A 26,366-nucleotide genomic window follows, 5' to 3' on the forward strand; every position below is an offset into this window, starting at 1 on the left:
CAATCATCACGATAACGCCCCGAGCACGCTATGGATTACTTTACTTTATTCGGGTTGCCGGTCCGCTATAGCGTAGACGGCAGCTTGCTTACCTCACGCTATCAAGATTTGCAGCGCCAATTCCACCCCGATCGTCATGCCCTCCAACCGGAGCGTGAACGCCTGATGGCGTTACAGCAGGCGGCGACCATCAACGAAGCCTATCAGTCGCTGAAGCACCCGTTAAAACGTGCCGAGTATATGTTATCTTTGCACGGCTTTGATTTGGGCAACGAGCAGCATACCCTGCGCGATACCGCGTTTCTGATGGAGCAGTTGGAGCTGCGTGAAGAGCTTGATGCCATTGAACGCTCGCCGGATGCGCAAAACGCACTGGCTGCCTTCGCCACGCGCTTGAACAAGACCTTCAAACAGCGTAGCGCGCAGATGGTGCAGGAGTTGGATGAGCAGCAGTGGTCACAGGCTGCCGATACCGTGCGCAAGCTACGCTTTTTGGACAAACTCCAGCAACAGATTGAACAACTCGAAGAAAAACTGCTGGGTTTTGAGTAATAGATTCTTGATCTCGATTTTGGAAGCTCTGTAAATGGCCTTATTACAAATTAGTGAGCCTGGCCTCACGGCTGCGCCGCATCAGCGCCGCCTGGCTGCCGGTATTGATCTGGGGACCACCAACTCGCTGGTGGCTACGGTGCGTAGCGGCCAAGCCGAGACGCTGGCCGACATTGAAGGGCGCTATCTGCTGCCTTCCGTGGTGCATTATCAGGCCACCGAACATCAGGTTGGCTGGAGTGCTCGTGCACAGGCGGCACAAGATCCGGTCAATACGGTCAGCTCTGTCAAGCGCATGATGGGCCGTTCTTTGGCTGACGTGCAACAACGCTATCCAAACCTGCCGTATCAGTTCCAGGCCAGCGATAACGGCTTGCCAATGATCGTGACCGCCGCAGGCCTGGTTAACCCAGTTGGTGTTTCCGCCGATATCCTCAAGGCACTGGCTACCCGCGCTAAAGCAGCGTTGGAAGGTGAGCTTGATGGTGTGGTGATCACCGTTCCTGCCTACTTCGACGATGCTCAACGCCAAGGTACCAAAGACGCTGCGCGTCTGGCTGGCCTGCACGTGCTGCGCCTGTTGAACGAACCGACCGCTGCGGCTATCGCTTACGGGTTGGATTCGGGTCAGGAAGGGGTCATCGCCGTTTACGATCTGGGCGGCGGCACCTTTGATATTTCCATTTTGCGCCTCAGCCGTGGCGTGTTCGAAGTGCTGGCTACCGGCGGTGATTCCGCATTGGGTGGCGATGACTTCGATCATCTGCTGGCGGACTGGTTGCGTGAACAGGCAGGTATTAGCGATCGTAGCGATCATGGTGTGCAACGCCAATTGCTGGATGCCGCGATTGCGGTCAAAATCGCCCTGAGCGATGCGCAGAGCACCACGGTAGATATCGCTGGTTGGCAGGGTGAAGTGACCCGCGAACAGTTCGAAACGCTGATTGCCTCGCTGGTGAAACGTACCCTGATGGCTTGCCGCCGCGCGCTGAAAGATGCCGCCGTCAGTGCCGAAGAGGTGCTGGAAGTGGTGATGGTGGGCGGTTCAACCCGTGTGCCGTTGGTACGCGGACAGGTGGGCGAGTTCTTTGGCCGCACGCCGCTGACGTCGATCGATCCAGACAAGGTGGTGGCGATCGGTGCTGCTATTCAGGCGGATATCCTGGTGGGTAACAAACCGGATAGCGAAATGCTGCTGCTGGACGTGATCCCGCTGTCGCTTGGCCTGGAAACCATGGGTGGCCTGGTTGAGAAGGTGATCCCGCGTAACACCACCATTCCGGTGGCGCGTGCGCAGGAGTTCACCACCTTTAAAGACGGCCAGAGCGCGATGATGATCCACGTGCTGCAAGGCGAGCGTGAACTGGTGCAAGATTGCCGTTCGTTGGCGCGCTTTACGCTGCGAGGCTTACCGCCGCTACCTGCCGGTGGGGCACATATTCGTGTGACCTTCCAGGTGGATGCCGACGGCCTGCTGAGCGTGACGGCGATGGAGAAATCCACCGGCGTCGAAGCCTCCATTCAGGTCAAGCCTTCGTATGGCCTGTCCGATGCCGAAATTGCCGGCATGTTGAAGGACTCGATGGCCAATGCGCAAAGCGATGTTGGTGCTCGCAAGCTGGCGGAGCAACGGGTAGAAGCTTCCCGTGTGCTGGAAAGCCTGCAAGGTGCACTGGCAAGCGATGCCGCTCTGCTGAGTGACGAAGAAAGCCTGGCTATCAACAACGCGGTAGCTGAGCTCCAGCAAGTGATGCAAGGCTCCGATCCTGCTGTGATCGAGGCCGCAATAAAAATAGTCGATGCAACAACCCAAGATTTTGCCGCGCGCCGCATGGATGCCTCCATTCGCCGTGCGCTGGCTGGCCATTCTGTGGATGAGGTTTAACCATGCCGAAAATTGTTTTCCTGCCCCATCAAGATCTCTGCCCGGAGGGGGCAGTACTGGAAGCGGAAGTTGGGGAAACTATCCTCGATGTCGCACTGCGTAACGGTATTGAAATTGAACATGCCTGTGAGAAATCCTGCGCCTGTACCACCTGCCACTGCATCGTGCGTGAAGGGTTTGATGCCCTGGCCGAAAGCAGCGAGCTGGAAGATGACATGCTGGACAAAGCCTGGGGGCTGGAGCCGGAAAGCCGCTTGAGCTGCCAGGCCCGGGTCACCGAAGACGATCTGGTAGTCGAAATGCCACGCTACACCGTCAACCATGCTCGTGAGCACTAGGAGCTACTAATGGGACTGAAGTGGACACACAGCCGCGAAATCGGCGAAGCCCTGTACGACGCCTATCCAGATACCGATCCGAAAACCGTGCGTTTCACCGATATGCACCAGTGGATTTGCGATCTGGAAGAATTTGACGATGAACCGCAGGCTTCCAATGAAAAAATACTGGAAGCGATCCTGCTGGTCTGGTTAGATGAAGCAGAGTAAATAGCGAAATGGGCTGCCAAAGGCAGCCCGTTTATTTTGTATCCGACAAGATTAGTACAAGAATAATCCGGAGTAAGGCTATGACAACCGAAATCATGCAGATCACGCTATCCCAGCAACCCGCTGATGCGCGCTGGGGTGAAAAGGCGCTGCTGAGCACCAATGACCAAGGCATCACCATCCATCTGAGCAATTCCGGCAAACTGGGCCTGATCCAGCGCGCGGCACGCAGGATCGATGGCCAGGGCATCAAGAAAGTGAAACTGGCCGGGGAAGGCTGGGACCTGGAAAACAGCTGGGCGTTTTGGCAGGGCTATCGCGGGCCAAAAGGGCAGCGTAGCGTCGAGTGGGCTGAGCTGCCGGAAGCGGAAAGCCAAGAGCTGCAACAGCGCCTGAAGATTGTCGATTGGGTGCGTGACACCATCAATATGCCAGCGGAAGAGCTGGGGCCAGAGCAACTGGCAACCCGCGCGGTTGATCTGATGTGTGCTGTTGGTTGCGATGCCGTCAGTTACCGTATCACCAAAGGTGAAGACCTGCGTGAGCAGAACTACGCCGGTATTCATACGGTTGGCCGGGGTTCCGATCGTTCTCCGGTGCTGTTGGCGCTGGACTTTAACCCGACGGGCAACCCGGATGCACCGGTATTCGCCTGCCTGGTAGGTAAAGGGATCACCTTCGACAGCGGCGGCTACAGCCTCAAGCAAAGCGCGTTTATGGACTCGATGAAGTCCGACATGGGCGGCGCGGCCACCATCACTGGCGCATTGGCATTGGCGGTGGCTCGCGGCTTGCAGCAGCGCGTCAAACTATACCTGTGCTGTGCGGACAATATGGTCAGCGGTAACGCCTTTAAACTGGGCGACATTATCCGCTATCGCAATGGCAAAACGGTTGAAGTGATGAACACCGATGCGGAAGGGCGTCTGGTACTGGCCGATGGCCTGATCGATGCCAGCGCGCAAAACCCGCAGTTGATCATCGACTGTGCGACCTTGACCGGCGCCGCGAAAACGGCGGTAGGTAATGATTACCACGCGCTGTTCAGCTTTGACGATGCGCTGGCGCAAGAGCTGTTGGCCAGTGCGGATGAAGAGCACGAGCCGTTCTGGCGCCTGCCGCTGGCGGAATTCCACCGCAGCCAGTTGCCGTCAAACTTTGCTGAACTGAACAACGTTGCGGGCCCGGCTTACACCGCTGGCGCCAGCACCGCCGCGGCCTTCCTGTCGCACTTTGTGCAGAATTATCAAAAGGGTTGGCTGCATATCGACTGTTCTGCCACCTATCGCAAAGGTGCCGTGGAGCAGTGGTCAGCAGGCGCAACCGGTCTAGGCGTACGTACGCTGGCCAACCTGTTGCTGAGCAAAGCGAAGTAAGTTTAACATTACGTTTTTCCGTAGGGGCTCAGCATGCTGGGCCCTTAATACATTGGAGGAGTCGGCAATGAGTTCCCACCATCATGATGATGACGCCGTTTCAGGCGAAAACGAGCTTGAGCGCCTGCTGAGGCTGGCGGCCTCAGAACCGGCATACCGCCCGGCGTTTTTCCGCGAACTGCTGGATTCAACGGTCTACATTCTGGGTGACAGCGAGCAGGTGCCGCACGACGGTGAAATTACGCTGAATGCCGAGACACCGGTGAACATTCAGCACTGGGAAAAGCAGGATGGCAGCAGCGTGGTGCCTTTCTTCACCTCGCTGGAGGCGCTGGAAAACGCAGTGGAGGATGAGCAACCCTTTATCGCCATGCCCGCTCGCGTGCTGTTTGAAATCACCCAAGGTGCCGAACTGTTCCTGAACCCGAAAGGCACCCACGGCAAGGAATTCTTGCCAGCCGAGATCGCCATGCTGTTGGCTACCGGCGGCGTAGTGAAACCGGCAGAGCGTTATATCGATACCGAAACTCAGCTACTGCTTGGGCAGCCTGAAGAGTATCCGGCGGCGATGGTGGATGCGCTGACGACCTTGTTCAGCCAGCGGAAACCGGTACGCCGCGCTTTCCTGGCGTTGATGCACGATCGTGCCGTAGACGAGAAGCCGAACCTGCTGGTGGGCCTGGAAGTGGATGGCGATCCCGCAGAGATTGAAGCCCTGATCAGCGAAGCCGGTATGGTGGCCAGCGAAACCGCGCCGAACGATGAGCCAGTCGATTTTTGCCTGGTAGAAGAGAATGCGCGGGGCGTGAGCCATTATCTGATCAATCATACCCAGGCTTTCTACCAGCGTCGCTGGGGCAGTTGGCTGCGAAATATGATTCCATCGACCGATAAAACCCAGTAAGGCCACCGGCGAGGATCCCATTTGTCGCTGACTATGGTGGATTAAGATAATTTTTTTTTAATGAAATGTTGATTTTCCCGTAGGCAAGCGTTAACAGCGCACATATAATCTGCGCCACTTGAAAGGCCGGCACCTCACCTTATCGCCCGGCCTGTTTTGGAAGACATAATAGAGGCCATCATGACCGTAGAACGTACCTTTTCCATCATTAAGCCAAACGCTGTAGCTAACAATGACATCGGCGCTATCTATGCTCGTTTCGAGCGCGCGGGTTTCAAAATCATCGCATCTAAAATGTTGCGTCTGACTCGCGAACAAGCCGAAGGCTTCTACGCCGAGCACAAAGGCCGTCCTTTCTTCGACGGTCTGGTTGAGTTCATGACCTCTGGCCCGATCGTGGTACAGGTTCTGGAAGCGGAAAATGCCGTACAGCGTAACCGTGACATTATGGGCGCAACCAACCCTGACAACGCATTGGCCGGCACCCTGCGTGCTGACTATGCAGACAGCTTCACTGCCAACGCCGTTCACGGCTCAGACGCAGTAGAATCTGCCCAGCGTGAAATCGCATACTTCTTTAACGAAAGCGAAATCTGCCCACGTTAATTGTGGTGGGGTCTGCTGAAACCGGTTATTTACCGGCAGATACAATAAAAATGCCGTGAAAGCCGTTCAGACGTAGAAACCCGCTACTAAAATTTGTACAATGCCGCGCCCCAGGGAAGCTATCTTGCCTGGGGCGTGTCTTTTGATGACACACTTACTTTTCACTCCTTCAAGCCATAACGTGTAATAACGAGGCTAAGAGATCATTATGTTAGAACCCATCGCGCCCGAGCATACCTTGTCTGAAAATACTTCCCTGACCGTGCAAACGGAACAACCGGCTACCGCCAAAATCAACCTGCTGGATTTGAACCGTCAGCAATTGCGCGAATTTTTCGCCAACATGGGTGAAAAACCTTTCCGCGCCGATCAGGTGATGAAGTGGATGTATCACTATTGCTGCGACGATTTTGAGCAGATGACCGACATCAACAAGGTGCTGCGCAATAAATTACAGCGCGTGGCGGAAATCCGTGCGCCGGAAGTTGCAGAAGAGCAGCGTTCGGCCGATGGCACCATCAAGTGGGCCATCAAGGTGGGCGATCAACAGGTCGAAACCGTCTATATCCCAGATGGCGATCGCGCCACCCTGTGCGTGTCTTCACAGGTAGGCTGCGCACTGGAGTGCAAATTCTGTTCCACGGCTCAGCAGGGCTTTAACCGCAACCTGCGCGTCTCGGAAATCATCGGCCAGGTTTGGCGTGCCGCTAAAATCCTGGGCGCCATCAAAGTCACCGGCCAACGTCCTATCACCAACGTGGTGATGATGGGCATGGGGGAGCCGTTGCTTAACCTGACCAACGTGGTGCCAGCGATGGAAATCATGCTGGATGATTTTGGCTTTGGTCTGTCCAAGCGCCGCGTTACCTTGTCTACCTCCGGTGTCGTACCCGCTCTGGACAAATTGGGCGATATGATCGATGTGGCGCTGGCCATTTCGCTGCATGCGCCTAACGACAAGATCCGTGACGAGATCGTACCGATCAACCGTAAGTACAATATTGAAACCTTCCTGGCGGCGGTACGCCGTTATCTGGAAAAATCCAATGCCAATCAAGGGCGCGTCACCGTTGAATACGTGATGCTGGATCACATCAACGACAGCACCGACGATGCGCACCAACTGGCGGAAGTGCTGAAAGATACGCCGTGCAAGATCAACCTGATCCCATGGAACCCGTTCCCTGGGGCACCTTATGGCCGCAGCTCCAACAGCCGCGTCGACCGTTTCTCCAAGGTGTTGATGGAATACGGCTTTACGACTATTGTTCGTAAAACCCGTGGCGATGACATCGATGCTGCCTGTGGGCAGTTGGCGGGAGAGGTGATCGATCGTACCAAGCGTACCCTGAAAAAGAAAATGGCCGGGGAACCTATCAACGTACGAGCGGTCTGAATCCTATAGCATGATTTTTTTGTTATCTAACAGCCTGTTATGTGAGCAGCAATCCTTCAGGCGATCGGGTAACATCGGATAAGGAAATGAGTGCAAGCATGAAGCTGAAACTGTGGGGTGTATTATTGGCGGCCAGTTTGCTGGCGGGCTGTTCCAGCTCGCAACCCGATAACGACGGGCCAGCGGTGGCGGCAGGCCAGACCCGGTTGCAACTGGGCCTGGAGTATCTGAACCAGGGCGATCTACCGGCAGCCAGGCAGAATCTGCAAAAAGCGGTCGATGCGGCCCCACAGGATTATCGTACCCAATTGGGCATGGCACTCTACAATCAGCGGATCGGTGATAACGCCGCCGCTGAACAGCGTTATCAGCAAGCGCTTAAACTTGCACCGGGTAACGGTACCGTATTGAATAATTACGGTGCGTTTCTCTGTAGTTTAGGGCAGTATGTACCGGCCCAACAGCAGTTTAGCGCTGCGGCACTGGCGCCAGAATATGGCCAGGTTGCCGACAGTCTGGAAAACGCAGGTTACTGTTTCCTCAAGGCCGGTCAAAATGATGAAGCTCGTAAGTTATTAACGCGAGCGCTGAAGATCGATCCGGACAAGGGGGCTCCGCTGCTAGTGGAAGCAGAAAAGCAATTTGGAGAAGGGAAGCGCGCGCAGTCGCAACTTTTATTGGACAGTTATCAACATGTTCTGCCGGCGAGTGCCGACAGTCTATGGCTACAGATTCGTTTCGCCGCGTTAGCGGGCCGTCAGGATAGCGTTCAACGCTATGGCAAACAGCTAGCGCGAAGTTTTCCACAATCCAAACAGTACCAGCAGTTCTTAGCTAATGAATACTGAAGATTCCCAAGATAAAACCGTATCTATGACAACAGGTCAACGCCTGCGCCAGGCTCGTGAACAACTCGGGCTGAGTCAACAGGCCGTGGCTGAACGCCTGTGCCTAAAAATGTCTACCGTGCGCGACATTGAAGACGACAATATGTCTGCCGATCTGGCTTCAACGTTCGTGCGTGGTTATATCCGTTCCTATGCCAAGCTGGTGCATTTGCCAGAAGATGAACTGTTGCCGATGATGGAAAAACAGGCACCGGTGAGAGCGGCCAAAGTGGCTCAGATGCAGAGCTTCTCTTTGGGTAAGCGCCGTAAAAAGCGTGATGGCTGGCTGATGAGCTTTACCTGGCTGATTGTGTTTGTGGTCGTGGGGTTGACCGGTGCCTGGTGGTGGCAGAATCACAAGGCTCAGCAGGAAGAGATCGCCACCATGGCGGATCAATCTTCCGCACAGCTTTCTCAGCATGGTGAAGGCCAGCCAGTGCCATTGACCGACGGTAACGTGGATAATGGTGCATCGGCAGTTGTCCCAGACAACAGCCCTGCGCCGTCAACCAATAGCGCTGCTACGACTCAACAGGTCCCGGCCGTGCTTGATCCTCAGGCGGCTCAACAGCCTGCTGTAGTAGCACCAAGCCAGGCTACTATCCCGGATGCGACATCGACCGCGCCAGCCGCTCAGGCTCAGTTGCCTACCGGTGCTGCTGGCGTCAGTGCTTCGGAGGCTGATGCCAACGGGCTGGTGATGGATTTTTCCGGCGACTGCTGGGTGCAAGTGGTTGACGCGACGGGTAAATCCTTGATCAGCGGCATCCAGAAAAGCGGTTCCCGGCTGAATCTGGCTGGCAAGGCGCCGTTTAAACTGACCCTTGGCGCACCGGCTTCGGTACAGGTCCAATTCCAGGGTAAACCGGTCGATTTAAGCCGGTTTGTCAAGTCAAACCGTGTTGCTCGTCTGACCGTTGCCGCGCAGTAATTGCGCGGCTATTGTCGTTATGTCTGAGCAGCAGTGGAGAGTAACTGATGCATAACCAAGCTCCCATTAACCGTCGCAAATCTACCCGTATTTACGTCGGTAACGTGCCTATAGGCGATGGAGCGCCGATTGCCGTGCAATCGATGACCAACACCCGTACCACCGATGTCGAAGCGACGGTTAATCAGATCCGGGCTCTGGAGCGCGTGGGGGTTGATATTGTCCGCGTTTCCGTTCCCACCATGGACGCCGCCGAGGCGTTTCGGCTGATCAAGCAGCAGGTCAACGTACCGCTGGTGGCCGATATCCATTTCGATTACCGCATTGCGTTGCAGGTTGCCGAATACGGCGTTGACTGCCTGCGTATCAACCCTGGCAACATTGGCAACGAATCTCGTATCCGTTCAGTGGTTGATTGTGCGCGTGACAAAAATATCCCGATCCGCATCGGCGTTAACGGCGGTTCGTTGGAAAAAGATATTCAGGAAAAGTACGGCGAACCTACGCCGGAAGCGCTGCTGGAATCCGCCATGCGTCACGTGGATATTCTGGATCGTCTCAACTTTGACCAGTTCAAGGTGAGCGTGAAAGCGTCCGACGTGTTCTTGGCCGTACAGTCTTACCGGCTGCTGGCTGCCCGTATTGACCAACCCTTGCATCTTGGCATCACCGAGGCGGGCGGAGCACGCAGTGGCTCAGTGAAATCAGCCATTGGCCTGGGCATGCTGCTGTCGGAAGGGATCGGCGATACGCTGCGCATTTCGCTGGCGGCAGATCCGGTTGAAGAAGTGAAGGTTGGCTTTGATATCCTGAAGTCCTTGCGCATCCGCGCTCGTGGCATCAACTTCATTGCCTGCCCAACCTGCTCACGTCAGGAGTTTGACGTCATTGGCACCGTCAATGCGTTGGAACAACGCCTGGAAGACCTCATCACCCCGATGGACGTGTCCATTATCGGTTGCGTGGTGAACGGGCCGGGCGAAGCCCTGGTGTCGACCATTGGGGTAACCGGTGGGCACAAGAAGAGCGGCTTCTACGAAGACGGCGTGCGCCAGAAAGAGCGTTTTGATAACGAACAGATGATTGACCAGTTGGAAGCGAAGATCCGGGCCAAAGCGGCCATGATGGACGGATCCAAGCGCATTTCGATCAATCTTCTGGAAGAATAAGTCGGCGGCTATTGGCCCGCTGATTGATAATCCGAGGACTGGATTGCGCATCTGCGTTGAATAGCGGGTGGCAAAGTCCCTATAATCGGATCCATTTTATATAAACGGACAGAGAACTCACGTGGCAAAAAACATTCAAGCCATTCGCGGCATGAACGATTACCTGCCGGAAGAAACGGCACTGTGGCAGCGTATTGAAGGCACACTCAAGCAGGTGCTGAGCGGCTATGGCTATAGCGAAATCCGGTTGCCGATTGTAGAGCAGACCCCGTTATTCAAGCGCGCCATCGGTGAAGTGACCGACGTCGTGGAAAAAGAGATGTATACCTTCGAGGACCGCAACGGCGAAAGCCTGACGCTGCGCCCGGAAGGAACGGCTGGCTGCGTACGCGCCGGTATCGAACATGGTCTGCTGTACAATCAGGAACAGCGTCTGTGGTATATCGGCCCGATGTTCCGTTACGAACGTCCACAAAAAGGCCGTTACCGCCAGTTCCATCAGTTAGGGGCAGAGGTATTTGGCCTGCAAGGTCCGGATATTGACGCCGAGCTGATCCTGCTGACCGCCCGCTGGTGGAAAGCGCTGGGCATTGCCGAACACGTCAATCTGGAACTGAACTCCATCGGTTCACTGGAAGCTCGCGCCAACTACCGTGACGCTCTGGTGGCTTTCCTGGAACAGCATCAGGAAAAACTCGACGAAGACTGCAAGCGTCGCATGTACAGCAACCCACTGCGCGTGCTGGATTCTAAAAATCCAGAAGTGCAAACCCTTCTTAACGATGCGCCGCGTCTTTCCGACTATCTGGATGAAGAGTCCAAAGCCCACTTTGCCGGGCTGTGTGAACTTTTAGCTCAGGCCGGTATCCCATATACCGTTAACGAGCGCCTGGTGCGCGGCCTGGATTATTACAATCGCACGGTGTTTGAGTGGGTCACCACCAGCCTGGGCGCTCAGGGCACCGTGTGTGCCGGTGGCCGTTACGACGGCCTGGTTGAGCAACTGGGTGGGCGCGCTACCCCTGGCGTGGGTTTTGCCATGGGGCTGGAGCGTTTGGTACTGCTGGTTCAGGCGGTTAATCCGGACTTCAAGGCACCGGCCACCATCGACGTGTACGTCATATCGAGCGGTGCGGGTACCCAGAGTGCGGCCATGTTGCTGGCAGAGCAGGTTCGTGATGCTGCGCCGCAGATTAAATTGATGACCAACTATGGCGGCGGCAACTTTAAAAAGCAGATCACCCGTGCGGACAAGTGGGGCGCGCGTATCGCCCTGATCCTGGGTGAGAACGAAGTCGCAGCACAGCAGGTGGTGGTTAAAGACCTGCGCAGTGGTGAACAAGAAACGCTGGCGCAAAGCGAAGTCGCTGCGCGTCTGGCTTTGATGTTAGGTTAAGGAGAAGGACACCGTGGAAGTCTATACCACTGAAAACGAACAGCTTGACGCCGTGCGCAACTTTTTTGCCGAAAACGGTAAAGCTTTGGTTGTGGGTGTGGTGCTCGGTATTGGTGCCCTGGTTGGTTGGCGCTACTGGCAGAGCAACCAGACCTCCAGCATGATGGCTGCCTCACAGTCGTATCAACAGGTTGACGTTGCCCTGGCATCGGGTAAAGCCGAAGACGTGGCAGCGGCAGAGAAGTTTATCCAGGCGAATGACAACAGCTACGGCGTGTTCGCGGCTCTGGATTTGGCTAAACACTTTGCACAACAAGGTGATTTTGCCAAGGCAGAACAGCAACTGGTGGTGGCACAGAGCCATGCCAAAGATGAAAACCTGCTGGCGTTGGTAAATCTGCGGCTGGCTCGTGTTCAGATGCAAGAGAAAAAGCTGGATGAAGCGCTGAAAACGCTGGATGGCGTGAAAGGCGAAGGTTGGATGGCCATGATGCAAGACGTACGCGGCGACGTGCTGTTGGCCAAAGGCGACAGTAAAGGTGCACGTGAAGCTTACAGCAAAGGCATCGAATCCAATGCTTCTCAGGCGCTTGCGGCAGTAATGCGCATGAAATTGAATAACTTGTCCAGCTAAGGGGAATTCCCATGCAATTGCGTAAAACACTCTTGGTCGGACTGGTTTCCGTGACTTTGCTGAGTGGCTGCTCGTTGTTTAGTGGCGAAGAAGACGTGGTTACCATGTCGCCGCTGCCAACGGTTGAAAATCAGTTCACGCCGAACAAAGCGTGGAGCACGTCGGTCGGTGATGGTATTGGTGAGTATTACTCTCACCTGCGCCCGGCTTATCAGGACAGCACGGTTTATGCTGCCGATCGTCGCGGTACGGTGAAAGCGATGGACCTGGCCGACGGTAAACAAAAATGGAAGGCCGATCTCTCCGAGAAAACCGGCTTCTTCTCCAGCAACCTGCCTGCGCTGCTGTCTGGCGGCCTGACGGTGTCTGGCTCCAACGTGTACGTTGGCAGTGAGAAAGCGGTGGTGTATGCGCTGAATACCGAAGACGGTAAAGTCGCCTGGCAAACCAAGGTTGCGGGTGAAGCGATTTCCCGTCCGGTGGTCGCCGAGGGGCTGGTGCTGATCCATACCACCAACGGTCAGCTGCAAGCGTTGAACGAGTCTGATGGTGCCATCAAGTGGACGGTCAACCTGGATATCCCTTCACTGTCACTGCGTGGTGAGTCTGCTCCGGCAACGGCCTTTGGTGCCGCGGTAGTTGGCGGTGATAACGGTCGCGTCAGCGCTGTGTTGATGCAGCAGGGCCAGTTGATCTGGCAGCAGCGTATTTCCCAGCCAAGCGGTGCGACCGAGATCGACCGCTTGAATGACGTAGATACCACGCCGGTGATTATTGACAACGTGGTCTATGCCTTGGGTTACAATGGCAACATGGCGGCGCTGGATCTGCGCTCCGGCCAAATCATGTGGAAACGTGATATGGGCTCGGTGAACGACTTTATCGTCGATGCAGGCCGTATCTATGTGGTCGATCAGAATGACCGTGTAGTGGCAATGAATACCGAAGGTGGCGTTAACCTGTGGCGCCAGAGCGATCTGCTGCACCGTAACCTGACTGCACCAGTGCTGTATAACGGCTACCTGGTCGTTGGCGATGCCGAAGGTTATCTACACTGGATCAATACCACCGATGGCCGTTTTGTGGCTCAGCAAAAAGTGGATAGCTCCGGCTTCCTGTCCGCGCCAATTGTGGCCGGTGACAAACTGCTGATCCAGGCGCGTGGCGGCAAGGTTTACGCCTTCACTCGCTAACAGTTGTAACCCCAATCAATCGCAGGCTGTGCAACCTGTAAGATTCATGGGATAACGGCTCCTGACGTCAGGGGCCGTTTCGTATTTTTAAGCTATGCCGCTGCTGTCTATTGCGCTGCATAGTAACGCATTGATTATTAAGTAATGAGGCTTCAACATGATACCTGTCGTTGCGCTGGTCGGGCGCCCGAATGTCGGTAAATCCACCTTGTTTAACCGTTTAACACAGACGCGCGATGCGCTGGTGGCGGATTTCCCCGGGCTAACGCGAGACCGCAAATATGGTCGTGCTGAAGTTGAGGGCAACGAATTTATTATCGTCGATACCGGGGGTATTGACGGGACGGAAGATGGCGTTGAAACGCGCATGGCTGGTCAGTCGCTGCTGGCGATCGAAGAGGCCGATATCGTCCTGTTTATGGTCGATGCCCGTGCCGGGCTAATGCCTGCCGATCAGGGGATTGCCCAGCACCTGCGTAATCGCCAGAAGGCGACGTTCCTGGTTGCCAACAAAACCGATGGCATGGATCCGGACACCGCGACGGCAGATTTCTATTCCTTGGGCCTGGGCGACGTCTATGCGATTGCCGCTTCCCATGGCCGTGGCGTCACGCAGCTGATTGAACACGTGCTGGTGCCGTTCATCCCGGCAAAACCGGAAGAAGTCGAGCTGACCGAAGAAGAAGCCAATGCCGCCTATTGGGCCGAGCAGAACGGTGAGCTGGAAGAGGGTGAATATGAAGATCCGGAAGAGGACTTCAACCCGCAGGATCTGCCGATCAAGCTGGCGATCGTTGGCCGCCCTAACGTAGGTAAGTCGACGCTCACTAACCGTATCCTTGGCGAAGAGCGTGTCGTTGTGTTTGACATGCCTGGCACGACTCGCGACAGCATTTACATTCCGATGGTGCGTGACGAGCGTGAATACGTGCTGATCGACACCGCCGGGGTGCGCAAGCGTGGCAAGGTTACCGAAACCGTTGAGAAATTCTCGGTGATCAAAACGCTGCAGGCGATCGAAGATGCCAACGTCGTGTTGTTGGTGATCGACGCCCGCGAAGGCATTTCCGATCAGGATCTGTCGCTGCTGGGCTTTATCCTCAATAGTGGGCGCTCACTGGTGATTGCGGTCAACAAGTGGGACGGCATGAGTGAGGAAGATCGCGATCACGTGAAAGAGATGCTCGATCTGCGTTTGGGCTTTGTCGATTTTGCGCGTGTGCACTTTATCTCTGCGCTGCACGGCAGCGGTGTGGGTAACCTGTTCGAATCTGTGAACGAAGCCTATGAGTGTGCGACTCGCCGCGTAAATACCTCGATGCTTACCAAGATCATGCAGATGGCTGCCGAAGACCACCAGCCGCCGTTGGTGCGTGGCCGCCGCGTGAAGCTCAAATACGCGCACGCAGGGGGTTATAACCCGCCAATCGTGGTGATCCACGGTAACCAGGTATCCGATCTGGCCGACTCCTACAAACGTTACCTGATGAACTACTTCCGTCGTTCACTCAAGGTGATGGGGACGCCGATCCGCATCCAGTTTAAAGAGGGTGAGAACCCGTTTGCGGGCAAGCGCAACACCTTGACGCCAAACCAGATGCGCAAGCGCAAGCGCTTGATGAGCCACCTGAAGAAGTCAAAATAACCATCGTAGGGCGTGGAATTGATACCGCGCCCTATTTTTATCCTGCTTAAACCGTTCTATTATCTGCCAATCTCACTTCTACACCGGCCTTGCAAAGGAAGCTCATGTCCTGGGAAACCTGGAGTTTTGCCTTTAGCGTCACCGTACCCAACTTATTGATGATGCTGCTGGGGATCCTGCTGCGCCACTGGCGGCTGATGGACGATCGCTTTATCGATGGGGCCACCAAGCTGGTGTTTAATCTGGCGCTGCCCTGCCTGTTGTTCTTCAGCATCGCCACCAACCACCCGCAACTGCGCGATAATTTTGCTCTGGTGATCTACGGTGCGGTAGGGACGATTGTGACCTTCCTGCTGCTGGAGTTCGCAGCCAAGTGGCTGGTGAAAGATCCACGCGAGCGTGGCGTGTTCGTGCAGGGGGGATTCCGGGCGAATACCGCGATTGTCGGCCTGGCTTATGCAATGACCGCTTACGGCGATGAGGGCGTCGCGATTGCCTCGCTGTATCTGACCGTGACGGTGATCCTGTTTAACGTGCTGTCGGTTATCACCCTGACGCGCAGCCTGCAAGGCGGCAACGGGCAGAAGATCAAACATCTGTCATTGCTGCGCAGTATCGTGACCAATCCGCTGATCCTCGGGCTGTTAAGCGGTCTGGCCTATGCTCAGACCGGGCTGGGGATTGCGCCCGTGCTCAAGCAGACCGGCAGCTATATCTCAGGCCTGTCATTACCGCTGGCTTTGTTGTGTACCGGGGCCAGCCTCGATCTGCGGGCAATGTTCCGTTCTTCCAACGTCGCTGCGTTGTCGTCGTCGGCTAAACTGTTTTTGGTACCGGTGTTGATGACGTTTGGGGGTTGGCTTTGCGGTTTCGAGGGCGCTACGCTCGGCATTATTTTTATGTTCTCGGCGACGCCGACCGCCTCCGGCAGCTATGTGATGACGCGCGCCATGGGGGGCAACGCGACGTTGGCCGCCAATATTATTGCGATCACCACCGTGGGATCCTTCTTTACCACCGCGTTGGGGATCTCTTTCTTGCGCTCGTGGGGCGTGATTTAAACCAGGAGGAAAGATGGACGCCTTATGTCCGGTTTGTGCTCAGCCGATGAGCTGGGTGAATGGCCACTATCATTGTGACGACTGCAACAGCGATTACCGGCAGCTTGCCGAATGCCCCGACTGCGGGCAACTGTTGCAAGAACTGAAAGCCTGCGGCGCCGTGGATTATCTCTGCCAACATGGCCACGGGCTGATCTCCAAAAAAAGGGTGAAGTTCAGCTATCAACCGGTGGAATGACCTCATACATCATAGAGCCGGTGGTCGTGCGTGCTGACCGCTGGCGACACCTTGTTTTGGCTGAGGCGTTTTACCGAGGCCCGCACCGCCAAGCGCCCGTGCAACAGCATATTGCTGGGTGGCGCATCCGGGCGCAGCATACGGCGTTGCAATAGAGCGATGGCCTCTGCACCCAGCTCATCACGAGGAACGTGAACCGAGGTGAGCGGCACGTCGTGGATTTCTGCCAGATTAAAACCATCCGTACTCATCACCGAAATATGCCCCGGCACGTTGATATGCATCTTCTTTAGCGCATTAACCGCACCTACCGCCATATAGTCACCCCCTGCCAGGATCGCCGTGGGCAATTGCGTCCGATCGGTAACGCCGTTGATAAAGGCTGTGATGGCCTGCTCGGCTTCTTCGCTGCCGAACCCGGACGTGGTGACCAGATGTTGGCGATCATCGAAGGGAATATTGTGCCGCATATAGGCCTGTTTGATCCCCGCCAGCCGCAGCTCCATGGTATTGCGCCGTAGACATTGCAGATTGAGGATACGACTGTGGCCCTGTTGCAACAGATAGTTGGCTGAATACTCCCCAATCAGTTGATGGTCTGGGGAGACGCTGTCTAGCCGCATCTGGCGATCGGTGCAGTTAATCAGAATGCAGGGCTTGTTCAGATCGGCGGCCAGCGTATGGATATGCTCGTCATCAATGCCGATGATCAGCACGGCTTCGGTTAACGGATCGCTCATCTTTTCCAAAAACAGTACGCTGTCGCTGTGTTGTTCCTCCAACCCGCAGTAGCGGATCCTCACATCATGTTGCGCCAGTGCACTGGTGATCCCCTGGATCACCTTGTAGTAGAAAATATCGGTGCGGACATCAAAGGCGCGCTGTGGGGCAAATACCATCACGTTGTTCAACATCAGCCTGCCGTTGGAAAGCCCCTGCAAAATGCCGTTTTGCTGTGCGCAGGCCAGCACTCGTTGCCGCGCCTCGGCGCTGGTGTTGGATTTCCCGGCCAACACGCGTGAAACGGTGCTGATCGAAAGCCCGGTTTGGCGCGCAATTTCCTGTACTTTCAGCTTTCCGTTCATTTTGTGATCTCCTTCAAATTCGGTCGTGGAAATTTTTTCACGGCCTATATCTGCCTTTTATACGGCTTTCTATGGCTATAACGGCGAAATTTTAACTAACGCATGAGAATTTTTGCAAAAATCGCCATTTCACTCGCACTCTCCGCTGGTTAGTCTCCATTGGTACACCAATTTTATAGATTTATCAGTCCAATTTACCGGCTGGAATACAAGTAAAACAACATTAAATCATAGGGTTGTCGCAGCATTGTCGTTGTATTTGTGGCCGACGTCACAAATAACGCTGTTAACACCTCCGTTAGCAAGAGTTGCCCTACCAAAAAGGCGTATGGTCGCCACGGAGATCAAGATGAGTGTAGAAATCAATCAAACGGTAGTTGCCAGCAGCCGCCGCAAATTCAAATCGTTGCGCTGGTGGATGTTGGCCCTGTTCCTGCTGGGCGTCACGGTTAACTACATAACCCGTAACTCGCTGGGTATTTTGGCCCCTGAGCTGAAAACCAGCCTCAACATGACCACCGAGCAATATTCTTGGGTGGTGGCCTCCTTCCAACTGGCCTATACCCTGTTCCAACCTATCTGCGGGTGGCTGATAGACGTCATCGGTCTGAAGATGGGGTTCCTGGTTTGTGCCAGCATCTGGGCGGTAGTGTGCATGATGCATGCTGGTGCGGGCAGCTGGTTGCAACTCGCGATCCTGCGTTTCTTCATGGGGGCAGCTGAAGCGGCGGCTACCCCGGCTAACGCCAAAGCGATTTCTGACTGGTTCCCGAAAAAAGAACGGCCAATTGCCGCTGGCTGGGCAGGGGTTGGCTTCTCGATCGGCGCGATGTTGGCTCCGCCGATCATTGTGATTGCCCATGTGTCCTTCGGCTGGCAGGGAGCCTTCTTGTTCTCTGGTGCGCTGGCGCTGATCTGGGTGGTGCTGTGGTGGGTGTTTTACCACTCGCCGCAACAGCACCCGAACCTGAGCCAAAAGGAGTTTGATCTGATCAACGAGGATAATGAACCGGTACTGCCGAAGCTGCCGTTCTTTAAATCGTTGGCGATCCTGTGCAAAAACAAAAAATTCTACGGCATCGCCATCCCAGCGTTTCTGGCTGAACCGGCTTGGGCGGTGTTCAGCTTCTGGGTGCCTCTGTACCTGGCCACCGAGCGCGGCATGGATCTTAAACAGATCGCCATGTTTGCCTGGCTGCCTTTCCTGGCGGCGGATATCGGCAGCGTCGCCAGTGGTTATCTCACTACGCTGTATCGCAAATGGTTCGGCTGTTCACGGGTGAACTCGGTGGTGGCCAGCTCGGTGACCGGAGCCTTCATGATGGTATCGCTGGCGTTTGTCGCGATCACCAAAGATCCCTACATCGCAATCGCGCTGATCTCCATCGGTGGCTTTGGCCACCAGGTGATCTCCTGCATGTTGAGCGCGCTGGTGGTGGAATCCTTCGATAAAAACCAGATGGCGACGGTGAACGGTATGCGCGGCTCCAGCGCCTGGATCGCCAGCTTCCTGTTTACGCTGTTGATTGGTGCCGTTTCCGACACCGTCGGCTTCAACCCGCTCTTCGTCGCCATGGGCTTCTTCGATCTGATCGGTGCGATGTTCCTGATCGGTTTGATCGCCGAGCGCGGCAAAAAACCTTCACCTACTGTTTAAGTTGGATCATTATGAAAACGTTAAAAAACTGGACGCTGGCGGGGCAATACGCGGACCGTGTTGAACTGCTGGTGGACGAGCAACACCTGTTCTGCCTCTACGTGCTGGAAAGCAATCTGTTCCGCGTGCTGATCAAACGCCATGGTGAGCTGGCGCTGGATCGTACCTGGAGTATCGCCCCGCAGGAGGATGTGCCTTGGGAAGGACGCGATCGCCTCAGCGTCGTCGGTTTTGGCCTGCCGGGCTATCAACTTAGCCAGCAGGCAGACAGTTTGACGGTAGCGACTCCGCAGCTGCGCGTGACGATACATCAGCCGCTATGGCTGGAATGGGAATATTGCAACGCGGCGGGGGAATGGCTACCACTGGCAGCGGATCGCCCAACCAGTGCCTATCTGCTCAATGCGCACGGTGACGGCGTGGCGCACTATCAGCGCCGCCATAAAGGCGAACGTTACTATGGACTAGGTGAAAAGGCTGGCGATCTGGAGCGAACTGGCCGCCGCTTTGAAATGCGTAACCTGGACGCGATGGGCTACAACGCCGCCAGTACCGATCCGCTCTACAAGCATATCCCTTTTACCATCACGCGCCGGGAAGAGGTCAGCTTCGGCCTGTTTTATGACAACCTGAGCAGTTGCTGGTTGGATCTGGGTAATGAGATCGACAACTATCACCTGGCCTATCGCCGCTATCAGGCCGAGGCGGGAGATCTGGATTACTATCTGTTCCTGGGGCCAAAGGTGCTCGACGTCACCAAAGCCTTCGTGCGCCTGACCGGTAAAACCCATTTTGGGCCGAAGTGGAGCCTGGGTTACAGCGGCTCGACGATGCACTACACCGACGCGCCGGATGCCCAGCAGCAGTTGCAGCAGTTTATCCAACTGTGCCGCCAGCACGCCATCCCGTGCGATTCGTTCCAGCTCTCTTCCGGCTATACCTCGATCAATAACAAACGCTACGTCTTCAACTGGAACTACGACAAGGTGCCGCAGCCTAAACAGCTTAGCCAAGCCTTTCACGATGCTGGGTTGAAGCTGGCGGCTAATATCAAACCCTGCCTGTTGCAGGACCATCCCAAATATCAACAGGTGGCAGAACTTGGCTTGTTTATCCGCGATTCGCAAAGCGACGCTCCAGAACGTTCCAGCTTCTGGGATGACGAAGGTTCGCACCTCGACTTCACCAACCCAGCGGCGGTTCGCTGGTGGCAGCAAGGGGTGACAGAGCAACTGTTGGAAATGGGGATTGATTCCACCTGGAATGACAACAACGAGTATGAAGTGTGGGATGGAGAAGCGCGCTGCCATGGCTTCGGCAAGCCAATCGCCATCAAGCATATTCGCCCGGTGATGCCGCTGCTGATGATGCGAGCCTCGCTTGAAGCACAGAAGCGCTTTGCGCCGAACCTGCGGCCTTATTTGATTTCGCGTTCCGGCTGCGCCGGTATGCAGCGCTATGTGCAAACCTGGAGTGGGGACAACCGCACCAGTTGGCAAACCTTGCGCTACAACACCCGTATGGGGGTGGGGATGAGCTTGTCCGGGTTGTTTAACGTAGGGCACGATGTGGGGGGGTTCTCCGGCGATAAACCGGACGCGGAACTGTTGGTACGTTGGGTACAAAACGGAGTGATGCACCCGCGCTTTACCATCCATTCCTGGAATGATGATGCTACCGTCAATGAACCCTGGATGTACCCGGCGGCAACGCCGATGATCCGTGATGCCATCAACCTGCGTTATCGGCTGATGCCCTACTTCTACACGCTGCTGTGGCAGGCAAGCCATGACGATGAGCCGATGTTGCGGCCAACCTTCCTCGATCATGAGCACGATGAACGCACCTTCGGTGAGACCGATGATTTCCTGATTGGCCGCGACCTGCTGGTGGCCAGCGTGGTGGAGCAGGGGCAGCGCCAGCGTGAAGTCTACCTGCCGGATAACGTTGATGGTTGGTACTGCTTCTATAGCGGCCAATGGTACAGCGGTGGCCAGAGCATAGTGCTGGAGGCACCGCTGGAGCGCTTGCCGTTGCTGGTGCGCGCTGGGGCCGGGCTCCCGATGTCACAACGGTTGGGGCATGTAGACAATGCGGCAGACGATCGCCGTGAACTGCGACTGTTCCCCACCAAGGGCTGCGGATGGTCCTCAGGCCTGCTGTTTGAAGACGACGGGGAAAGCCATGGCTGGCAGCAGAATAATGCGCTGTGGCTCCGCTGGGAGGCAGTGAGTGACAATCAGCGCATCGAGCTGACCTTCACCTGTGAAGGGCATTTCAAACCGACGTGGCAGGCGCTGAACATTGTGTTGCCAGCAGGTGAGACTCGCGAACTATGGGTGAATGGGGTTTGTTGTGATAGCTATGTGCTGTGACTGATGCCACATCCCAACCCTCTACTGAGGGTTGGGATGCTATCAAACGGGATGAAGTTTGGCCTAAAAAAGAAGAAGTCGATCGGCTCTGCCACTAACGGCTATTCCACCACGCGTTTCTTACGCGGCTTTTTCGCCACGGTGACGGTTTTGACTACGCTCTCCACCCAGCCATCCTGCAGGCGGGTTTTCAGCATTTCCCCAACCTGTGCCTGCTTGGTGGTTTTCAGTAACTCACCCTGTGGTGTCTGCGTTACGCTATAGCCGCGAGCCAGGGTTGCCAGCGGGCTAACCGCCTCCAACTGACTACAGGCGACGCCAAAGCGTTGGCGATAGCCATTGAGCTGCCGCTCCATCCCTTGTTGCAAACGGTATTCCTGCTGCTGAACGCGCTGCTGCAAGCGGTGGATTCGGCCCATCGGCTGGACCTGCGCCAGGCGCTGCTGCGCGCGTTCACTGCGGCGAGAAGATAGCCGTAATTGCTGCTGCATCCCATCTTCCAAACGGCGCTGTAGCTTGAATAACAGCGTTTGCTGCCGCGCCAGCCTCAGGTGCGGATGCTGTTGTTGCAAACGGTGGTTGATGCGGGTGAACTGCTGCTGGCGCTGCGCCAGATAATAGTCCATCGCCATTTCCAGCCGCTGTTGCTGTGACTGCAATTGGCGCAACAGCTCAAGCTGATTACGGCTGACCAACTCCGCCGCAGCGGAAGGGGTAGGTGCCCGCAGGTCGGCAACAAAGTCGGCAATGGTGACGTCGGTTTCATGGCCAACGGCGCTGACGATCGGGATACGGCTGGCAAAAATTGCCTTCGCGACGCGTTCGTCGTTAAAACTCCATAAATCTTCTAACGAGCCACCGCCGCGCCCGACGATCAACACATCGCACTCATCACGGCGGTTGGCGGTTTCTATCGCGCGAACGATCTGCAACGGAGCTTCTGCCCCTTGCACGGACGTGGGGTAAATCACGATCGGCAGTGAAGGATCGCGCCGCTGTAACACCTGTAAAATATCGTGCAGTGCCGCGCCGCTGGCGGAGGTGATCACTCCAACGCATTTGGCCGGGCTCGGCAGCGGTTGCTTGAACTGCTGATCAAACAAACCTTCGGCTGCCAGGCGCTGTTTCAACTGCTCGAATTGCTGTTGCAGCAGGCCGTCACCGGCAGGCTGCATGCTTTCGGCGATCAGTTGGTAATCACCGCGTGGTTCATACAGGGTGATGCTGGCCCGCACCAGAACCTGCTGGCCATTTTGCGGGCGAAAGGTGGTGCGGCGGTTGCTGTTGCGGAACATCGCACAACGCACCTGGGCACGGTCATCTTTCAGCGTGAAATACCAGTGGCCGGAGGAGGGCTGGGAGAAGTTGGAGATCTCGGCGGAGAGCCAAATCTGCCCCATTTCCATTTCCAGCAGCTGTCGAACCGTCTGATTGAGGCGGCTTACGGTAAAAATGGACGGTGAAGTAGGTAGTGACATGTGACCCAGATCAAATTTCAAAACAAGCACTTAATTGGTCGATATTACAGCTCGGCGAAAGGTAATCAAGAGTTTTTGTAAGAAAGTGCTGGAGGCAACCGATTACGCTCTGTATAATGCCACGGCAATATTTTATCTTTTCCGCATCCACCTTGGTGAGATATTGCCCATGCTACGTATTGTAAAAGAAGCTCTAACGTTTGATGACGTTCTCCTGGTTCCAGCCCACTCCACAGTTCTGCCTAATACCGCAGATCTTGGCACCCAACTGACCAAATCCATCCGCCTGAATATCCCTATGCTGTCCGCAGCCATGGATACCGTAACCGAATCCAACCTGGCCATTGCGCTAGCGCAGGAAGGCGGTCTGGGCTTCATTCACAAAAACATGTCCATTGAGCGCCAGGCGGAAGAAGTTCGCCGGGTGAAAAAACATGAAAGCGGCGTGGTCACGGACCCACAGTCCGTCACACCTTCCACCACGCTGGCTGAAGTGAAAGAGTTAACCGCGCGTAACGGCTTTGCCGGTTACCCGGTTGTGACCGAAGAAAACGAACTGGTGGGGATCATTACCGGCCGTGACGTGCGCTTCGTCACCGATCTGACTCAGCCTGTCACCGCAGTGATGACGCCAAAAGAGCGTCTGGTCACCGTCAAGGAAGGCGAAGCGCGTGAAGTCGTGCTGCAAAAAATGCACGAAAAACGCGTTGAAAAAGCGCTGGTGGTGGACGACAGCTTCCACCTGCTGGGCATGATCACCGTTAAAGACTTCCAGAAAGCAGAGCGTAAACCTAACGCCTGTAAAGATGAGCATGGCCGTCTGCGCGTAGGCGCTGCGGTGGGTGCTGGTGCCGGTAACGAAGAGCGTGTTGATGCGCTGGTCGCTGCCGGTGTTGACGTACTGCTCATCGACTCTTCACACGGCCATTCCGAAGGCGTGTTACAGCGCATCCGTGAAACCCGTGCCAAATACCCAGACCTGCAAATCCTTGGCGGCAACGTCGCAACTGGGGCTGGTGCCAAAGCCCTGATGGAAGCCGGCGTGAGCGCGGTGAAAGTCGGTATCGGTCCTGGCTCTATCTGTACAACTCGTATCGTAACCGGCGTGGGTGTTCCGCAGATCACCGCTATCGCCGATGCGGTCGAAGCACTCGAAGGAACGGGTATCCCAGTTATTGCTGACGGTGGTATCCGCTTCTCTGGCGATATCGCCAAAGCGATTGCTGCCGGTGCGTCCTGTGTGATGGTTGGCTCAATGCTGGCGGGTACGGAAGAATCTCCGGGCGAAATCGAGCTGTATCAGGGCCGTTCGTTCAAATCTTACCGTGGGATGGGTTCTCTGGGCGCAATGTCCAAAGGTTCCTCCGACCGTTACTTCCAGACCGATAACGCCGCTGATAAACTGGTGCCGGAAGGTATCGAAGGCCGTGTGGCCTACAAAGGCATGCTGAAGGCGATCGTACATCAGCAGATGGGCGGTCTGCGTTCCTGCATGGGCCTGACCGGCTGTGCGACCATCGACGAACTGCGTACCAAAGCCGAGTTTGTGCGCATCAGCGGTGCCGGTATTCAAGAAAGCCATGTGCATGACGTGACCATCACCAAAGAATCACCAAACTACCGCATGGGCTAATGCTTTAACCTCTCTCCTGCGGGAGAGGGGCAGGGATGAGGGGGGCAACCTCTCATCCCAAATACCCTTTTTGCTTTTTTTCTCTGTTGCTGGAATTTGCCTCACATGACAAAAAATATTCATAAGCATCGCATCCTGATCCTGGATTTCGGTTCACAATACACCCAGTTGGTTGCTCGCCGCGTGCGTGAGATTGGCGTTTACTGTGAGCTGTGGGCCTGGGACGTCAGCGAAGAGCAGATCCGCGAGTTCAATCCAAGCGGCATCATTCTCTCCGGTGGCCCGGAAAGCACCACCGAACTGAACAGCCCGCGTGCGCCAGAATATGTCTTCACCGCCGGCGTACCGGTATTGGGCGTGTGCTATGGCATGCAGACCATGGCGATGCAACTGGGCGGCCATGTACAGGGGTCAACCGAGCGTGAGTTCGGTTATGCGCAGGTGGAAATCACCCAATCAAGCGCCCTGATCCGCGATATCGAAGATGCGATCAGCCCGGCAGGCAAACCGGTATTAGACGTATGGATGAGCCACGGCGATAAAGTTACCGCTATCCCGTCAGATTTCGTCACCGTTGCCAGCACCGATACCTGCCCGTTTGCCATTATGGCCAACGAGGAAAAACGCTTCTACGGCGTACAGTTCCACCCGGAAGTCACCCATACCCGCCAAGGCCAGCGTATCCTGGAGCGTTTCGTACTGGATATCTGTGGTTGTGAAGCACTGTGGACGCCTGCCACCATCATCGAAGATGCCGTTGCGCGTATTCGTGAGCAGGTCGGCGAAGATCACGTGATCCTCGGCCTGTCCGGCGGCGTGGATTCATCCGTTACCGCCATGCTGCTGCACCGTGCCATTGGCAAGCGCCTGACCTGCGTATTCGTAGATAACGGCCTGCTGCGCCTGAACGAAGCTGACCAAGTGTTGGAAATGTTCGGTGACCACTTCGGTCTTAACATCGTGCACGTGGCGGCAGAGAACCGTTTCCTGAGCGCGCTGGCGGGTGTGGATGAGCCAGAAGCCAAGCGTAAGATCATTGGCCGCGTCTTTGTCGAAGTATTCGACGAAGAAGCCTGCAAGCAGAGCGCCGTGAAGTGGCTGGCTCAGGGCACCATCTACCCGGATGTGATCGAATCCGCTGCTTCCGCTACCGGCAAAGCGCACGTGATCAAATCGCACCACAACGTCGGTGGCCTGCCGAAAGAGATGAAGCTGGGCCTGGTGGAACCGCTGAAAGAGCTGTTCAAAGACGAAGTGCGCAAGATTGGTCTGGAGCTGGGCCTGCCGTACGACATGCTGTACCGCCACCCGTTCCCAGGGCCAGGTCTGGGCGTGCGCGTATTGGGCGAAGTGAAGAAAGAATACTGCGATCTGCTGCGCCGTGCCGATGCGATCTTCATCGAAGAGCTGCACAAAGCCGATCTGTACAACAAGGTCAGCCAGGCATTCACCGTATTCCTGCCGGTGCGTTCCGTTGGTGTGATGGGCGATGGCCGTAAATACGATTGGGTTGTCTCTCTGCGTGCGGTAGAAACCATCGACTTTATGACCGCGCATTGGGCACACCTGCCGTACGATTTCCTTGGCCGTGTTTCCAACCGTATCATCAACGAAGTCAACGGGATTTCCCGTGTGGTTTATGATATCAGCGGGAAGCCACCGGCGACGATTGAGTGGGAATGATAAGTTAATATCAGCCTCACTCGATAGCGTGAAT

General features: G+C 55.8%; 23 protein-coding genes. 21 read left to right on the forward strand and 2 right to left on the reverse strand.

Annotated features, from left to right (window positions below; translation table 11 throughout):
* The first annotated feature begins 30 nt into the window (after nt 1-30).
* From hscB to AC6HVW_RS00865, 17 genes are all read left to right on the forward strand, one after another.
* Nucleotides 31-552: a co-chaperone HscB gene (gene hscB, locus AC6HVW_RS00785; protein ID WP_021807191.1), complete on the forward strand. Its 522-nt coding sequence runs from the start codon at nt 31-33 to the stop codon at nt 550-552.
* 34 nt (nt 553-586) lie between these two features.
* A complete protein-coding gene (gene hscA, locus AC6HVW_RS00790; protein ID WP_497569227.1) occupies nt 587-2,437 on the forward strand; it encodes a Fe-S protein assembly chaperone HscA in 1,851 nt (616 codons plus the stop codon).
* 2 nt (nt 2,438-2,439) lie between these two features.
* Nucleotides 2,440-2,775 (forward strand): ISC system 2Fe-2S type ferredoxin, encoded by a 336-nt coding sequence (fdx, locus tag AC6HVW_RS00795; RefSeq protein WP_071683916.1) that lies wholly within the window; start codon nt 2,440-2,442, stop codon nt 2,773-2,775.
* A 9-nt stretch (nt 2,776-2,784) separates the two neighbouring features.
* Entirely contained in the window at nt 2,785-2,985 is a 201-nt protein-coding gene (iscX, locus tag AC6HVW_RS00800) for a Fe-S cluster assembly protein IscX (protein WP_071683915.1), read from the forward strand.
* Between the two features lie 80 nt (nt 2,986-3,065).
* Nucleotides 3,066-4,361 (forward strand): aminopeptidase PepB, encoded by a 1,296-nt coding sequence (gene pepB, locus AC6HVW_RS00805; protein WP_021807189.1) that lies wholly within the window; start codon nt 3,066-3,068, stop codon nt 4,359-4,361.
* Between the two features lie 67 nt (nt 4,362-4,428).
* Nucleotides 4,429-5,265: an enhanced serine sensitivity protein SseB gene (sseB, locus tag AC6HVW_RS00810; protein ID WP_497569228.1), complete on the forward strand. Its 837-nt coding sequence runs from the start codon at nt 4,429-4,431 to the stop codon at nt 5,263-5,265.
* 180 nt (nt 5,266-5,445) lie between these two features.
* Nucleotides 5,446-5,871, forward strand: a complete 426-nt coding sequence (ndk, locus tag AC6HVW_RS00815; RefSeq protein ID WP_004952077.1) for a nucleoside-diphosphate kinase — start codon at nt 5,446-5,448, stop codon at nt 5,869-5,871.
* A gap of 208 nt (nt 5,872-6,079) precedes the next feature.
* Nucleotides 6,080-7,267 carry a dual-specificity RNA methyltransferase RlmN gene (rlmN, locus tag AC6HVW_RS00820; RefSeq protein ID WP_021178852.1) on the forward strand — a complete coding sequence of 396 codons (1,188 nt, stop codon included), beginning with the start codon at nt 6,080-6,082 and terminating at the stop codon, nt 7,265-7,267.
* A 98-nt stretch (nt 7,268-7,365) separates the two neighbouring features.
* Complete coding sequence (pilW, locus tag AC6HVW_RS00825) at nt 7,366-8,115, forward strand: type IV pilus biogenesis/stability protein PilW (protein WP_021807187.1); 750 nt, start codon at nt 7,366-7,368, stop codon at nt 8,113-8,115.
* Nucleotides 8,105-9,085, forward strand: coding sequence for a cytoskeleton protein RodZ (gene rodZ / locus AC6HVW_RS00830; RefSeq protein WP_497569229.1), 981 nt, complete (start codon nt 8,105-8,107; stop codon nt 9,083-9,085). Before pilW ends, rodZ begins: the two co-directional genes overlap by 11 nt.
* A 47-nt stretch (nt 9,086-9,132) precedes the next feature.
* Entirely contained in the window at nt 9,133-10,254 is a 1,122-nt protein-coding gene (ispG, locus tag AC6HVW_RS00835; protein WP_021178849.1) for a flavodoxin-dependent (E)-4-hydroxy-3-methylbut-2-enyl-diphosphate synthase, read from the forward strand.
* Nucleotides 10,255-10,375: 121 nt separating this feature from the next.
* Nucleotides 10,376-11,650 carry a histidine--tRNA ligase gene (hisS, locus tag AC6HVW_RS00840; protein WP_021178848.1) on the forward strand — a complete coding sequence of 425 codons (1,275 nt, stop codon included), beginning with the start codon at nt 10,376-10,378 and terminating at the stop codon, nt 11,648-11,650.
* Between the two features lie 13 nt (nt 11,651-11,663).
* Nucleotides 11,664-12,284: a YfgM family protein gene (locus tag AC6HVW_RS00845; protein ID WP_021807185.1), complete on the forward strand. Its 621-nt coding sequence runs from the start codon at nt 11,664-11,666 to the stop codon at nt 12,282-12,284.
* A gap of 11 nt (nt 12,285-12,295) precedes the next feature.
* Nucleotides 12,296-13,477 (forward strand): outer membrane protein assembly factor BamB, encoded by a 1,182-nt coding sequence (bamB, locus tag AC6HVW_RS00850; RefSeq protein WP_071683912.1) that lies wholly within the window; start codon nt 12,296-12,298, stop codon nt 13,475-13,477.
* 157 nt (nt 13,478-13,634) lie between these two features.
* Nucleotides 13,635-15,122, forward strand: a complete 1,488-nt coding sequence (gene der, locus AC6HVW_RS00855) for a ribosome biogenesis GTPase Der (RefSeq protein WP_071683911.1) — start codon at nt 13,635-13,637, stop codon at nt 15,120-15,122.
* A gap of 104 nt (nt 15,123-15,226) precedes the next feature.
* Nucleotides 15,227-16,183: an AEC family transporter gene (locus AC6HVW_RS00860; RefSeq protein WP_071683910.1), complete on the forward strand. Its 957-nt coding sequence runs from the start codon at nt 15,227-15,229 to the stop codon at nt 16,181-16,183.
* 13 nt (nt 16,184-16,196) lie between these two features.
* A complete protein-coding gene (locus tag AC6HVW_RS00865) occupies nt 16,197-16,421 on the forward strand; it encodes a zinc ribbon domain-containing protein (protein WP_021178843.1) in 225 nt (74 codons plus the stop codon).
* A gap of 2 nt (nt 16,422-16,423) precedes the next feature.
* Here the strand turns inward: AC6HVW_RS00865 and AC6HVW_RS00870 are convergent, their stop codons facing one another.
* The gene (locus tag AC6HVW_RS00870) at nt 16,424-17,506 is read right to left on the reverse strand and encodes a LacI family DNA-binding transcriptional regulator (RefSeq protein WP_071683909.1); all 1,083 of its coding nucleotides are present in this window, start codon (nt 17,504-17,506) and stop codon (nt 16,424-16,426) included.
* A gap of 349 nt (nt 17,507-17,855) precedes the next feature.
* On the opposite strand from AC6HVW_RS00870, the gene AC6HVW_RS00875 reads away from it, so the two are divergent.
* Nucleotides 17,856-19,163, forward strand: a complete 1,308-nt coding sequence (locus AC6HVW_RS00875; RefSeq protein WP_024484230.1) for an MFS transporter — start codon at nt 17,856-17,858, stop codon at nt 19,161-19,163.
* An 11-nt stretch (nt 19,164-19,174) separates the two neighbouring features.
* Nucleotides 19,175-21,538 (forward strand): glycoside hydrolase family 31 protein, encoded by a 2,364-nt coding sequence (locus tag AC6HVW_RS00880; protein ID WP_071683908.1) that lies wholly within the window; start codon nt 19,175-19,177, stop codon nt 21,536-21,538.
* A gap of 101 nt (nt 21,539-21,639) precedes the next feature.
* Here AC6HVW_RS00880 and xseA read toward each other — a convergent pair whose 3' ends face one another.
* On the reverse strand, nt 21,640-23,016 hold the full coding sequence (gene xseA / locus AC6HVW_RS00885; protein ID WP_059201520.1) for an exodeoxyribonuclease VII large subunit: 1,377 nt from the start codon (nt 23,014-23,016) through the stop codon (nt 21,640-21,642).
* Between the two features lie 169 nt (nt 23,017-23,185).
* Between xseA and guaB the strand changes: the two genes are divergently transcribed.
* Together guaB and guaA are read left to right on the forward strand one after the other, a co-directional pair.
* Nucleotides 23,186-24,649, forward strand: a complete 1,464-nt coding sequence (gene guaB, locus AC6HVW_RS00890) for an IMP dehydrogenase (RefSeq protein ID WP_137751186.1) — start codon at nt 23,186-23,188, stop codon at nt 24,647-24,649.
* A gap of 105 nt (nt 24,650-24,754) precedes the next feature.
* Nucleotides 24,755-26,332 carry a glutamine-hydrolyzing GMP synthase gene (gene guaA / locus AC6HVW_RS00895; protein WP_021178837.1) on the forward strand — a complete coding sequence of 526 codons (1,578 nt, stop codon included), beginning with the start codon at nt 24,755-24,757 and terminating at the stop codon, nt 26,330-26,332.
* The last annotated feature ends 34 nt before the right edge of the window (nt 26,333-26,366 follow it).

The organism is Serratia sp. NCCP-200 (genome assembly GCF_059697885.1).

Bases quoted from the DNA above. Each gene is read 5' to 3' on its own strand.
- hscB (WP_021807191.1), top strand. From the start codon at position 31: ATGGATTACTTTACTTTATTCGGGTTGCCGGTCCGCTATAGCGTAGAC.
- hscA (WP_497569227.1), top strand. From the start codon at position 587: ATGGCCTTATTACAAATTAGTGAGCCTGGCCTCACGGCTGCGCCGCAT.
- fdx (WP_071683916.1), top strand. From the start codon at position 2,440: ATGCCGAAAATTGTTTTCCTGCCCCATCAAGATCTCTGCCCGGAGGGG.
- iscX (WP_071683915.1), top strand. From the start codon at position 2,785: ATGGGACTGAAGTGGACACACAGCCGCGAAATCGGCGAAGCCCTGTAC.
- pepB (WP_021807189.1), top strand. From the start codon at position 3,066: ATGACAACCGAAATCATGCAGATCACGCTATCCCAGCAACCCGCTGAT.
- sseB (WP_497569228.1), top strand. From the start codon at position 4,429: ATGAGTTCCCACCATCATGATGATGACGCCGTTTCAGGCGAAAACGAG.
- ndk (WP_004952077.1), top strand. From the start codon at position 5,446: ATGACCGTAGAACGTACCTTTTCCATCATTAAGCCAAACGCTGTAGCT.
- rlmN (WP_021178852.1), top strand. From the start codon at position 6,080: ATGTTAGAACCCATCGCGCCCGAGCATACCTTGTCTGAAAATACTTCC.
- pilW (WP_021807187.1), top strand. From the start codon at position 7,366: ATGAAGCTGAAACTGTGGGGTGTATTATTGGCGGCCAGTTTGCTGGCG.
- rodZ (WP_497569229.1), top strand. From the start codon at position 8,105: ATGAATACTGAAGATTCCCAAGATAAAACCGTATCTATGACAACAGGT.
- ispG (WP_021178849.1), top strand. From the start codon at position 9,133: ATGCATAACCAAGCTCCCATTAACCGTCGCAAATCTACCCGTATTTAC.
- bamB (WP_071683912.1), top strand. From the start codon at position 12,296: ATGCAATTGCGTAAAACACTCTTGGTCGGACTGGTTTCCGTGACTTTG.
- der (WP_071683911.1), top strand. From the start codon at position 13,635: ATGATACCTGTCGTTGCGCTGGTCGGGCGCCCGAATGTCGGTAAATCC.
- AC6HVW_RS00860 (WP_071683910.1), top strand. From the start codon at position 15,227: ATGTCCTGGGAAACCTGGAGTTTTGCCTTTAGCGTCACCGTACCCAAC.
- AC6HVW_RS00865 (WP_021178843.1), top strand. From the start codon at position 16,197: ATGGACGCCTTATGTCCGGTTTGTGCTCAGCCGATGAGCTGGGTGAAT.
- AC6HVW_RS00870 (WP_071683909.1), bottom strand. From the start codon at position 17,506: ATGAACGGAAAGCTGAAAGTACAGGAAATTGCGCGCCAAACCGGGCTT.
- AC6HVW_RS00875 (WP_024484230.1), top strand. From the start codon at position 17,856: ATGAGTGTAGAAATCAATCAAACGGTAGTTGCCAGCAGCCGCCGCAAA.
- AC6HVW_RS00880 (WP_071683908.1), top strand. From the start codon at position 19,175: ATGAAAACGTTAAAAAACTGGACGCTGGCGGGGCAATACGCGGACCGT.
- xseA (WP_059201520.1), bottom strand. From the start codon at position 23,016: ATGTCACTACCTACTTCACCGTCCATTTTTACCGTAAGCCGCCTCAAT.
- guaB (WP_137751186.1), top strand. From the start codon at position 23,186: ATGCTACGTATTGTAAAAGAAGCTCTAACGTTTGATGACGTTCTCCTG.
- guaA (WP_021178837.1), top strand. From the start codon at position 24,755: ATGACAAAAAATATTCATAAGCATCGCATCCTGATCCTGGATTTCGGT.